Genomic DNA, 12,527 nt, shown 5'->3' on the forward strand with positions numbered 1-12,527 from the left:
TACAGGGGTTTTATTTATTCTTACATAGTTTATTCAGCTGTGAGGGCTTGTTTAAATACCGTTTTAAAGCGTTCGAAACCTTCTATTTGTGGTAAGTGTCCTAAATTATCAAGCTCATATAATTTAGCGTTAGGGATAAGCGAAGCGGCATTTTTACCTAACTTATCATAACGGCCAAGCTCATAATCTACACCGTCTTTTTTCCAGTTTCGGCCGGGCCCAGTTCTATCTCGGGTGCCAATAATTAACTTAACAGGTACGGCAAAGTCCTTAAATTCAGTAATTACCGGTTGAGTGAAAATCATATCGTATGTTTTAGCGTTAACCCACGCCATTTGCTCTTTATCTGGACCTTGTATTTGCCCGGTTATAAAGTCTGTAAGGGCGGAATATGTGGCGTTCCACTTTCCATCATAATAGTTTTTTTGCTGATATTTTTTTACGCCCTCGGGGGTTTTGGCAAGCTCATTTTTGTAGAAAAAATTTGTATCTTTGTAATCTACATATTGTAAATAGTTTTCAAGCCCAATTGGGTTAAGCAAAATCAGTTTAGTCGTTGTACTTGGGTACATTAATGTAAACCGACTAGCCAACATACCGCCCATAGAATGACCAACGACTATTGTTTCTTTTAAATTAAGAGACTCAATTAACGCATGTGTATGATGGGCAAGTACTGCAAACGAATACTGGTAGTTAGTGGGTTTAGATGATTTACCAAAACCAATTTGATCAGGAATTAGCACCCCAAAGCCAAGGGATTGTAAGTATTGTGCTGTAGTCGTCCAGTAATCAGCATTAAAATTTTTGCCGTGCATAAGTGTCACTGTAGGCATATCTGCTTTGGTAGGCTTTAGGTGAATATACGCCATTTTAAGAGACTGCTTTTGTGACTCAATATTAAAGTAATTCACTTTAAAGTCGTATTGGTAACTACTTAAAAGCGCATCGTAAGATAGAGACTCAGTATTCACTTCACTGCTTGCTAAGGCATTGTTAGTGAAAGCTAACAATGCAGAAAAACACATAACGTTAATTGGCGACATTTTGTTACTCCTTTAAAGGACCAGCACTAGGCTTAAAAGAAGTAAGACAATAGCTAAGTATTAAAGACTGTTCAATTAAATACTTAAAATGGCATAAAAAAACGGAGCGCTTAAAAGGGCTCCGTTTAACTTATTTTGAATGAAGTGTGGTTGCTTAAAAGGTCCATTCTACATGTATTTGTGGAACCGACTCTGTGACCTCTGTGCCTAGCTTGTTGTGCCAGTATTGAAGCTCCATACCAAGTAATAAGGTATTTTCTTTCATTTCAAGGGCATGGCCCATATCCCATACTAAAATAGGCTGTGCGAGTATCCATGCTTCTACATCATTACCAAATTCGTCTTCACGTTCAGCAATATATTCAGCGTGGCCTTTAAAGCTAAATTTTTGTGAGCCAACGGTAAAAGGGTATTCAAAAGCTACATCAAACATCCAGCTATTTGTTTCAATAGGTGCACCGCCTTTGGCTACACCTTCACTGTCATCAATGTAGGCTGTTACTAACGTTTGAAAAAAGTTAAACCCGGGAACATCCCAGCTTAATTTAACGCCCGGCAAGTATTTCATCATTTTAGCATCGCCAGCTACGTTAATCCCGCCAGTAAGACCCACATCTAATAACGCGCCTGTGGCAATTTTTTCACCGCTAATGGCCGATAAGCTTACCGTTGAATACCACTCACCATAAAAATCAGCATCTTGGTAACCATCGTCAGTATCGTCTTTACTGTAATCGATAAAAAAGAAGTTATCGCCGTAATCGTAACCCGATGCATGTTGAATAGAGTAAACAGTAGTATCTGACTCTTGCTCTGTGAAAGGGTTTTTTTGGTCGCCATTATTAATATGTAATGCTGTACTGCTCCAATTAGCGGCAAAAGCAGAAGACGATAAAGCAATTGATGTAAGGGTAACGAGAGGAAGTAATGTTTTAAATTTCATATCTGTATTTAACTATAATTTTAGTGACACGCGAAGGCGCGCATTATAGCAAAAGTGATTGATATGTAGAGTGTTATTTTAACATATGTTGCAACTTACTTAGTATGCTGCAACATATTAGTACGCGTTAATTATGCTTTATTGCGGCGTAAACAAATTATAGCAATTGCCGTAAACGCTAATATAAAGCAGTAATACGACGAGGTAGACACTTCCCACGGGCTAATTTTAAACGTAGCACCTAATAGTAGCGCCTGTGCGCCATATGGCAGTGAGCCTTGAGTTACACACGCAAAAATATCAAGTAAACTTGCAGAACGCTTACCGCTTATTTCGCCGTCATCAGCAAGCTTTTTAGCAATAGGGCCGGCCACAATAATAGACACGGTATTATTAGCAATACATACATTACTTGTTAAAACTAATGCGGCGATACCAAGTTGGTCGGCCACTTTACGATGCCATTTAGCGATTATTTTAGTAATCGCTTGAATTTTTTGAGCAATATAATCAAGGCCGCCATTAATACGAATAAATTCAGATAAGCCACCAATAAACATAGAAAGTAAAAATATTTCCTGCATATCAGTAAAGCCTTTGTATATATCTTTTACAAAGCTTGCGCCTTCGTAGCTGCCAGTAAAGCCCATTAACGCAGCAAAAATAATACCACTAAACAACACTACAAATACGTTTAAACCCGCTACCGCCAACACTAAAATAAAGGCATAAGGCAGTACTAACCAAACATCGTAATCTTTAGTTTCAACAACTTGCGCAGCAGGCGTGAGATAAAATAATAAAGCAATGGTGAGTACGGCTGCAGGAACAGCTATTTTTAAGTTTTCTTTAAACTTATCTTTCATTTCACAGCCTTGCGTTCGAGTCGCTGCAATTGTAGTGTCAGAAATAATAGATAAGTTATCGCCAAACATAGCACCAGATACAATAGTACCTGCCATTAATGCTGGATCTATACCTGTTTTAATGGATACTGCATAAGCAATAGGGCCTATAGCACCAATAGTACCCATTGAGGTCCCCATCGCAGTAGAAACAACAGCCGCAATTAAAAACAAACCAGGTAATAATAGTGATGGTGGAATAAGCGATAAACCGGCATTTACTACCGCATCTACACCACCGGTTGCACTTGCTACAGCTGAAAAAGCACCTGCAAGTAAATATATTAAACACATGGTAATAATATTGTTGTGTCCGGCACCTTTAATAAAGGTCTCTACACATTGGTTTACCGTGCCTTTATTTAATATAAACGCAAGCATAATGGCGGGTAATATAGCAACAGGTGCAGGTAGTTGGTAAAAAGCGTAATCAACCCCTTGCGATTGCAAATACAAACCAGAGCCTAAAAATAGCGCTACAAAGGTAAGTAGGGGAAGTAAAGAGAGTATTGCTTTGTTTTTATTAAATGATGGCTGCATCATATTCCTCATAACCAGTAAAATTTATCACAGCCAAAACTCCTCTTTTAGCTGAATTTAGCAGTACAACTTTTAATTTAAAAAGTTGTTAGCCGCAGCGTCCGCAAGCCAAAGACCAAATCGACGCGAAAGGGAAGTTTAAATGTATAGATGGCTAAAGTAAACTGGTATTGTTATTATTATAAAATTAAAAGGTCACCTGACTATTGCATGACTTTTAGATAATATCTACAAAGCAACGCGATTTTCAGCGATTAATATTTATCCAACTGCATAAAAATACCCAGCTGCGTATTTTGCAATGTCCGGATATATGACTAATAAACAGATTCAAATTAAATTAGGTAAAAACCATGACGACAAATCGAATAGGTGTATTTGGTGCTAACGGAAGAATGGGCTTAGCCCTATTAGAAGCTGCGACAATTAAAGAGCAAACACAACTTACAGGCGCATACGTTCGTAGCAGTTCATCGTTATTAGGTATTAATGTAAACCAAGTAAATAGTGCAGCCGACAGTGCAGTAAGCTTTAGCGTTGAAAGCGAAGTAGATAATGTGGATGTGTTAATCGACTTCACTTTGCCGCAAGGTATGCGTAATCATCTAAAAACAGCCGTTGCGCAAAAGCTCCCAATGGTTATAGGTACTACAGGCCTTAGCGCCGATGATATGGCGCTTTTGAACGATGCGGCAAAGCACATTCCGATTGTATTTGCCCGCAATTACAGCGTAGGCGTAAACGTGCTCTTAAATTTAGTACAAACAGCGGCTACTAAATTTGGTGATGATTTAGATATAGAAATATTTGAAGCGCACCATCGTCATAAAATAGATGCACCATCGGGTACTGCCTTAGCTATTGGTGAATCAATTGCGGATGCAAAGGGCTGGAACCATGACGAAGTTGCTGTATACGACCGCAGCCAAGTAGAAACGGCTAAATCGCAAAATGAAATAGGTTATTCGGTATTAAGAGGCGGCGATATAGTAGGTGAACATACCGCATATTTTGCAACTATGGGCGAAAGGCTCGAATTAACCCATAAAGCAAGTTCAAGAATGACCTTTGCGCTAGGTGCTATAAGGGCTGCGTGCTGGTTGAAAAATAAACCGGTAGGACTTTATGATATGCAAGATGTGCTTGATCTTAAGTAGTTTAGTTGCCTTTTTGCGTGTTTGGGTCTAATTTTACCTAAAACTACTTATTTGTAACAATTTACCAAATAGTGTTAGACCTAAATAGCAACTTAATGTAGAATGCAGCCAATTTGCCAAAAATTACTAAATGCGTGTTTCCAATTATACCCAAGTGGCTAGTAAAACCAGGGGTTTCAGTGGGAATGAAAAGAGTTTTAGGCAAGAAAAAATGATTGAAGGTTTAGCGTTTTATATCGGCATCATTTAAGACTGCGTAAAACAATTTAAGCTCACAAAAATCTGGTTTTGACGATCCCTCTGGGTATTGGCGGGGTGTTAAGCAATTGCTTACTCCCGTTTTTTACTGTTAGGAGGTTTAACTTGACTAAATCCGCTCTGTTAGTCCTAGAAGACGGCACAGTGTTTCGCGGTACTGCAATCGGCGCTGACGGCATGTCAGTCGGTGAAGTAGTATTCAATACGTCTATGACTGGTTATCAAGAAATTTTGACTGATCCATCATACGCGGAACAAATCGTAACTTTGACGTACCCACATATCGGTAATACGGGTACCAACAGCGAAGACGAAGAAGCGAATCAAATATGGGCTAAAGGCCTAGTGATCCGTGATTTGCCACTGCTAGCAAGTAACTTTCGTAACGAGCAATCGTTAGATGATTACTTAAAAGAACGTAATATTTTAGGTATTGCGGACATCGACACCAGAAAGCTAACACGTATTTTGCGCGATAAAGGCGCACAAAACGGCTGTATTATCGCTGGTGACGAATTAGACGAAAACAAAGCGTTACAAGCCGCGCAAGCCTTTCCAGGTTTAAAAGGTATGGATTTAGCAAAAGTTGTCTCAACCAAGGAAAATTTTGAGTGGCGCGAATCAAGCTGGACATTAGGCGAAGGATTTAAAACCCTAGATACCGCTGATGAAAAGTTTCATGTTGTTGCCTATGACTTCGGTGTTAAGCGTAACATATTACGTATGCTAGTTGATCGCGGTTGTAAACTAACCGTAGTACCAGCGCAAACCTCAGCAGCCGATGTACTTGCTTTAAACCCAGATGGTATCTTCCTATCTAACGGCCCTGGCGATCCTGAGCCATGTACCTATGCTATTGATGCAATTAAAGCCTTTTTAGAAACCGACACCCCTATTTTTGGTATCTGTTTAGGTCATCAGTTATTAGCCCTTGCCTCAGGTGCTAAAACAGCAAAAATGAAATTTGGCCACCACGGTGGTAACCATCCAGTAAAAGATTTAGACCGCGACGTAGTAATGATCACCGCACAAAACCATGGTTTTGCTGCAGATGAAGCGTCATTACCAAGTAACTTACGTGCTACGCACAAATCGTTATTTGACGGCACGCTTCAAGGTATTCATCGTACAGATAAGCCAGCGTTTAGCTTTCAGGGTCATCCAGAAGCAAGCCCAGGCCCGCACGATGCAGCCCCATTATTTGACCACTTCATCGACTTGATGCAAGCGCGTAAACACTAATTTAACTGGAGTAATAATGCCAAAACGTACCGACATAAAAAGCATTCTTATCTTAGGCGCAGGCCCAATTGTAATTGGTCAAGCTTGTGAATTTGATTACTCTGGTGCTCAAGCGTGTAAAGCACTCAGAGAAGAAGGCTATAGAGTTATACTCGTTAACTCAAACCCTGCCACTATCATGACCGACCCAGAAATGGCCGATGCAACGTACATCGAACCAATTCACTGGGAAGTGGTAGAAAAAATTATTGAAAAAGAAAAGCCAGATGCAGTACTGCCAACTATGGGTGGTCAAACTGCATTAAACTGTGCCCTTGATTTAGACAAGCACGGTGTACTGGCTAAGCACGGCGTTGAGCTAATTGGTGCAACGGCTGATGCAATCGACAAAGCAGAAAACCGTGAACGCTTTGACGTAGCAATGAAAAACATTGGCCTTGAATGTCCTCGTGCTGAAATTGCTCATTCAATGGAAGAAGCTAAAGATACAATGAGCCGTATTGGCTTACCGTGTATCATTCGTCCTTCTTTCACTATGGGTGGCACCGGCGGCGGTGTTGCTTACAATATGGAAGAGTTTGAAGAAATTTGTGAGCGTGGTTTAGACTTATCACCAACAAACGAATTATTGATTGATGAATCACTGATTGGTTGGAAAGAGTACGAAACAGAAGTTGTTCGTGACAAAAAAGACAACTGTATCATTGTGTGTACTATTGAAAACTTTGACCCAATGGGCGTGCATACAGGTGACTCAATCACGGTTGCTCCAGCACAAACATTAACCGACAAAGAATACCAAATTATGCGTAACGCCTCTATGGCGGTACTGCGTGAAATTGGTGTTGAAACAGGTGGTTCTAACGTACAGTTTGGTATTAATCCAAAAGATGGCCGTATGGTTATCATTGAGATGAACCCACGTGTATCACGCTCTTCTGCACTTGCATCAAAAGCAACCGGTTTCCCAATTGCTAAAATTGCAGCAAAACTTGCAGTAGGCTACACGCTTGACGAGCTTCAAAACGATATTACTGGCGGTAAAACACCAGCATCTTTTGAGCCCTCAATCGATTACGTTGTAACTAAAATTCCTCGCTTTAACTTTGAAAAATTTGCCGGTGCTAACGATCGTTTAACAACGCAAATGAAATCGGTAGGCGAAGTAATGGCCATTGGTCGTAACCAACAAGAGTCATTACACAAAGCATTACGTGGCCTAGAAGTTGGCGCAACGGGTTTCAATCCAATTGTGGCACTTGACGATCCAAAAGCCCGTGAAAAAATCATTCGTGAATTACGCGAGCCAGGTGCTGAGCGTATTTGGTACATTGCCGATGCAATGCGCCACGGTATGAGTGTTGAAGATGTTTACGAGCTGACTAAAGTTAACCGCTGGTTCTTAGTGCAAATTGAAGACATCTTAAAAGACGAAGCTAAAATTAGTGAAGTAGGCATGGCGGGCTTAAATGCAGACTTTTTACGCAAGCTTAAGCGTAAAGGTTTTGCCGACCCGCGTATTGCTGAAATTGCCGGTGTTTCTGAAGCTGAAATTCGTAAAAAACGTCATCAATTAAACATTGTGCCGGTGTACAAACGCGTTGATACGTGTGCGGCAGAATTTAGCTCAGATACCGCTTACATGTACTCATCGTACGATGAAGAGTGTGAAGCAAACCCGTCAGACAAAGACAAAATCATGGTTATTGGCGGCGGTCCTAACCGTATCGGCCAAGGTATTGAATTTGATTACTGTTGTGTACACGCAGCGCTTGCGCTTCGCGAAGACGGCTACGAGACCATCATGGTTAACTGTAACCCTGAAACAGTTTCTACCGATTACGACACATCTGATCGTTTATACTTTGAGCCAATCACGCTTGAAGACGTACTAGAAATTGTACGTGTTGAAAAACCAAAAGGCGTTATCGTACAGTACGGCGGTCAAACACCACTTAAACTAGCGCGTGAGCTTGAAGCGAATGGCGTGCCAGTGATTGGTACTTCACCAGATGCGATTGACCGCGCAGAGGACCGTGAGCGTTTCCAACAATTAGTAGAGCGTCTTGATTTACTACAGCCTGAAAACGCAACGGTAACATCAACTGAAGAAGCATTACTTAAATCAGTTGAGATTGGTTTCCCACTCGTAGTACGCCCATCGTATGTACTAGGCGGGCGCGCGATGGAAATTGTATACGACGAGCAAGATTTACGTCGCTACATGACTGAAGCCGTATCAGCATCAAACGAGGCACCAGTATTACTTGACCGTTTCTTAGATAACGCAATTGAAGTTGACGTTGACGCTATTTGTGACGGCGAGCAAGTGATTATTGGTGGTATTATGGAGCACATTGAGCAAGCGGGTGTTCACTCTGGTGACTCAGCATGTTCGTTGCCAGCACATTCTTTATCTCAAGATGTGCAAGATGTAATGCGCAAGCAAGTAACCGATATGGCTCTTGAGCTTGGCGTTGTTGGCTTGATGAATACACAGTTTGCTGTAAAAGATGGCAAAGTGTACTTAATCGAAGTAAACCCGCGTGCAGCGCGTACAGTACCGTTTGTATCAAAAGCAACCGGTGTTGCACTTGCAAAAGTGGCAGCACGTTGTATGGCAGGTCAGTCACTGGCAAGCCAAGGCATTACTAAAGAAGTCATTCCTCCATATTACAGCGTTAAAGAAGTAGTTTTACCATTTGCTAAGTTCCAAGGTGTGGATCCTATCCGTGGCCCAGAGATGCGTTCAACGGGTGAAGTGATGGGTGTTGGCGATACTTTCGCCGAAGCGTTCGCAAAAGCACAATTAGGTGCAAGCAACACTTTACCACGCGGTGGTCGCGCGTTACTATCTGTACGTAACAGCGATAAGTCTCGTGTTGTAGAGCTTGCTAAAACCATGACAGACCTTGGTTTTGAAATTGATGCAACAGGTGGCACAGCAGAGGCTTTAAAAGAGGCCGGTATTGAAGTACGCCGTGTAAACAAAGTATATGAAGGCCGCCCGCATATTCTTGATAACATCAAGAATAAAGAGTACAGCTATATCGTAAATACCACCGAAGGTCGCCAAGCGATCGAAGATTCGAAGGTGTTGCGTCGTGGTGCATTGCAAAACAAAACCAACTATACGACAACCTTGAACGCGGCATTTGCTAACTGTACTGCTAACCAAGCAGACGACCGTAGTAAAGTGACGTCAGTTCAAGAGCTACACCAGCGATTGAACTAAGGAAATGTACCAAGGCCATTAAGGCCTTGGTGTTAAGTGAGAAAAGTATGCAATCAATTCCGATGACAGTTCGTGGCGCAGAGTTACTGCGCGAAGAGCTTAACGAATTAAAAACAGTTACCCGTCCTAAAATCGTAAATGATATTGCGATCGCACGTGAACATGGTGACTTAAAAGAAAACGCTGAATACCACGCTGCGCGTGAGCAACAGGGTTTTTGTGAAGGTCGTATTCAAGAAATTGAAGCGAAACTTTCGAATGTGCAAATTATTGATGTAACTAAAATGCCTAATACGGGTAAAGTTATTTTTGGTACTACTGTAACTATTGTAAACGTAGAAACAGATGCTGAAGTAAAATACCGTATTGTAGGTGATGATGAAGCAGATATTAAAAACAACTTAATTTCTGTTAATTCGCCTATTGCGCGCGGTTTAATTGGTAAGCAAACAGATGATGCTGTAACCATTAAAACGCCAAAAGGCGACGTTGAGTACGAAATCATTGATGTTGAGTATCTTTAATATTTAGCTCACTGCAACGTTTAAATAAAAACCGATGCAACTGCATCGGTTTTTTTATGTCTTGAATAAATCACTATACTAATACCAACACCAATAAATAGCCGCTCTATTTTACTAGCTAAAACAACCCATTTTTTGTTGTAAATTACGTAAAGGGAACAACCAATTACATCAATTTACGCCTAGAACTGGAATTGTTTTTTCGGCGTAAAATTTAGAACACGTACTTAATGGAGTTGGTATAACAAAGGTATTCATATTGTATAAAGAGTAAACATGATGATATAGGTACATAATCACTTTATACAAATCTGCTTATATATGGGGTCTATTTAACGTTAAGAAAATTACGCTAGAACTAGGCAAAAGGTTTATATCTTGTTCTAAATAAAAAACTTTTAACGACGTTATAGTGCAATTTAATTCGTTAAATTGATCAAAGATTTATGCAGGTTGGTATTATTAAAAAGGAACACTCAATGGCTAATATACTTTATCCAGCGCCTTTAAAAGTAGGCTCCAAAATTGCTATTTGCTCGCTATCTTCTGGGCTTAAAGACAAATACCACGAACGATTAGATATAGTGATAGACGGGCTAAAACACCGAGGATACGAAGTGGTTGAAGGTGAGTTTTTACGCCAGAACAAACCGCGCGAACAACTTAATGCCAAAGCCCATGCAGAGCAGTTAATGGGCTTTTTATTGGATGACGAAATAGCCGCGATTATGCCACCAATGGGCGGTGAGCTTGCAATGGAAGTGCTGCCGTTATTGGATTTTAATGCTATAAAAGCGGCAAAGCCTAAATGGCTGGTGGGTTTTTCTGATGTGAGTACTATTGCCTGTGCATTAACAGCTAAGTGCCAATGGGCCACTCTACACAGCGCAAATTTAATGCAATTACACCCTGATGAAAAAAACCCGTATAGTTTACAAATTTTTGAAACTTTGACCTACGAAGCGGGTAGTAAGTTTGAACAAGGTCCTTCATCTTTACATCAAAAAGTGAAACCCAATTATGCTCAAAACCCTGATGAGCTTTTAAACCCCAGTGAGCCTACTTATTGGCAGTGCTTAAACTCTACCGATAAACGTACAATTGAAATGTCAGGTCGCTTATTTGGCGGCTGCCTCGATACTGTAGGTTTATTGCTCGACTCACCTTTCTTAGCATTACACGAATTTAAAAAACACAGTGCAGCAGAAGGACTCATTTTATACCTCGAAAACTCAGAGCTGACGCCGACGACGGTTGCTCGATTTTTACTTTCACTCAAGCTAGCCGGAATATTTGACGATATTAATGGCCTTATTTTAGGGCGAAGTGAAATCACTCAAAGCAATTACGACGCCTTTGATTACCGCCATGCGCTTGACGTGGCTTTAGGCGGGTGTTTGTTTCCGGTAATTTTTGATGCCGATATAGGTCATGTACAGCCTAATTTAAACCTGGTAAATGGCGCTTCATGCTCGCTTATTGCGGATATTAACGAAGGCAAAGTACTTAAAGCCTCATTAAATACTGAGCTTTCTTAACTATTGTTTTTGAATAACTTATAGATACAGGCGTATAATGCGCAGGCCGTAAACGTATAAGTTTGCGGTAAATTCTCAGGGCGGGGTGAAATTCCCCACCGGCGGTATGTCTTACTCAATACTTTTTTGACTAAAACGAGCCCGCGAGCGCTTTATTTAATTTATTTTTACAATATTGAAAAAGTTAAATAAAGGTCAAGCAGATCTGGTGAGATGCCAGAGCCGACGGTTAAAGTCCGGATGAAAGAGAATATAGCTTATTACACTACGCCATAAATATCGCTTCTTGGCGTGTGTTTTTAATGCTGTTTTTTGGCTGAACATGCAAATTTATTTTGTATGGCTTTGCCATGCCTTTCAGTGTCCTGAATCTATTTATTTTTATTTGGAATATAATGATGATTCAGTCTTTACTTACTCAATTTGGCGAAAGCCACACCCGTGTAGAAAATGCCATAGCGGCACTGCAACAGGGCCAAGGCGTGCTTGTTGTTGATGACGAAAACCGCGAAAACGAAGGTGACTTTGTATTTTCTGCCGAGCACTTAACTCCCCAACAAATGGCCGAAATGATCCGCGAAGGAAGCGGTATTGTGTGCTTGTGCATGGGCGATGAGCGCATTAAACAGTTAGACCTACCACAAATGGTAACTAACAACACCAGCCAAAATAACACAGCCTACACAGTAACCATTGAAGCTAAACATGGCGTTACAACCGGTGTATCGGCAGCAGATAGAGTAACCACAATTAAAGCGGCTACCGCCGACAACGCAAAACCGAGCGATTTATCGCGCCCAGGCCATGTATTTGGTTTAAAAGCGCAAACCGGTGGTGTACTTGTACGCCGAGGCCACACCGAGGCATCTGTTGATTTAATGCAGCTGGCAGGTTTAAAACCATTTGGTGTTATTTGTGAGCTAACTAATCCTGATGGCACCATGGCGCGTTTACCACAGGTAAGTAACTATGCTAATAAGCACAGCATGACTGTGGTATCGATTGAAGACTTAGTGCAGTACATTCAAGCACGCGAACTAAAAGTAAGCTAGTTCAATGGGTTATTTTGATTTAATTATAAGGCCCAACTATAAAGTTGGGCTTTTGCTATGTGAAAATGAATTTATACTTGAGTTATA

9 protein-coding genes and 1 riboswitch are annotated in these 12,527 nt (G+C 40.9%); of the genes, 6 read left to right on the forward strand and 3 right to left on the reverse strand.

Annotated features, from left to right (window positions below; translation table 11 throughout):
• Positions 1-29: 29 nt before the first annotated feature.
• The 3 genes from J8L73_RS12000 to J8L73_RS12010 form a co-directional block, all read right to left on the reverse strand.
• The gene (locus tag J8L73_RS12000; protein ID WP_211017315.1) at positions 30-1,046 is read right to left on the reverse strand and encodes an alpha/beta hydrolase; all 1,017 of its coding nucleotides are present in this window, start codon (positions 1,044-1,046) and stop codon (positions 30-32) included.
• A gap of 154 nt (positions 1,047-1,200) precedes the next feature.
• Entirely contained in the window at positions 1,201-1,989 is a 789-nt protein-coding gene (locus tag J8L73_RS12005; protein WP_211017317.1) for a nucleoside-binding protein, read from the reverse strand.
• Between the two features lie 131 nt (positions 1,990-2,120).
• A complete protein-coding gene (locus tag J8L73_RS12010; RefSeq protein ID WP_210999663.1) occupies positions 2,121-3,434 on the reverse strand; it encodes a Na+/H+ antiporter NhaC family protein in 1,314 nt (437 codons plus the stop codon).
• Between the two features lie 353 nt (positions 3,435-3,787).
• Here J8L73_RS12010 and dapB point away from each other — a divergent pair, with 353 nt between their 5' ends.
• From dapB to ribB, 6 genes are all read left to right on the forward strand, one after another.
• The gene (dapB, locus tag J8L73_RS12015) at positions 3,788-4,591 is read left to right on the forward strand and encodes a 4-hydroxy-tetrahydrodipicolinate reductase (RefSeq protein ID WP_210999603.1); all 804 of its coding nucleotides are present in this window, start codon (positions 3,788-3,790) and stop codon (positions 4,589-4,591) included.
• A 363-nt stretch (positions 4,592-4,954) separates the two neighbouring features.
• Positions 4,955-6,091: a glutamine-hydrolyzing carbamoyl-phosphate synthase small subunit gene (gene carA / locus J8L73_RS12020; protein ID WP_210999602.1), complete on the forward strand. Its 1,137-nt coding sequence runs from the start codon at positions 4,955-4,957 to the stop codon at positions 6,089-6,091.
• Positions 6,092-6,107: 16 nt separating this feature from the next.
• Positions 6,108-9,326 carry a carbamoyl-phosphate synthase large subunit gene (gene carB / locus J8L73_RS12025; RefSeq protein ID WP_210999601.1) on the forward strand — a complete coding sequence of 1,073 codons (3,219 nt, stop codon included), beginning with the start codon at positions 6,108-6,110 and terminating at the stop codon, positions 9,324-9,326.
• 47 nt (positions 9,327-9,373) lie between these two features.
• Positions 9,374-9,850, forward strand: a complete 477-nt coding sequence (gene greA, locus J8L73_RS12030) for a transcription elongation factor GreA (RefSeq protein ID WP_210999600.1) — start codon at positions 9,374-9,376, stop codon at positions 9,848-9,850.
• Positions 9,851-10,329: 479 nt separating this feature from the next.
• Complete coding sequence (locus J8L73_RS12035) at positions 10,330-11,388, forward strand: S66 peptidase family protein (protein ID WP_211017319.1); 1,059 nt, start codon at positions 10,330-10,332, stop codon at positions 11,386-11,388.
• 67 nt (positions 11,389-11,455) lie between these two features.
• Positions 11,456-11,644: riboswitch (FMN riboswitch) on the forward strand.
• A gap of 142 nt (positions 11,645-11,786) precedes the next feature.
• Positions 11,787-12,440, forward strand: coding sequence for a 3,4-dihydroxy-2-butanone-4-phosphate synthase (gene ribB / locus J8L73_RS12040; RefSeq protein ID WP_211017397.1), 654 nt, complete (start codon positions 11,787-11,789; stop codon positions 12,438-12,440).
• Positions 12,441-12,527 lie beyond the last annotated feature (87 nt).

The organism is Pseudoalteromonas sp. MMG006, from assembly GCF_018101025.1.
Classification (GTDB): Bacteria; Pseudomonadota; Gammaproteobacteria; order Enterobacterales; family Alteromonadaceae; genus Pseudoalteromonas.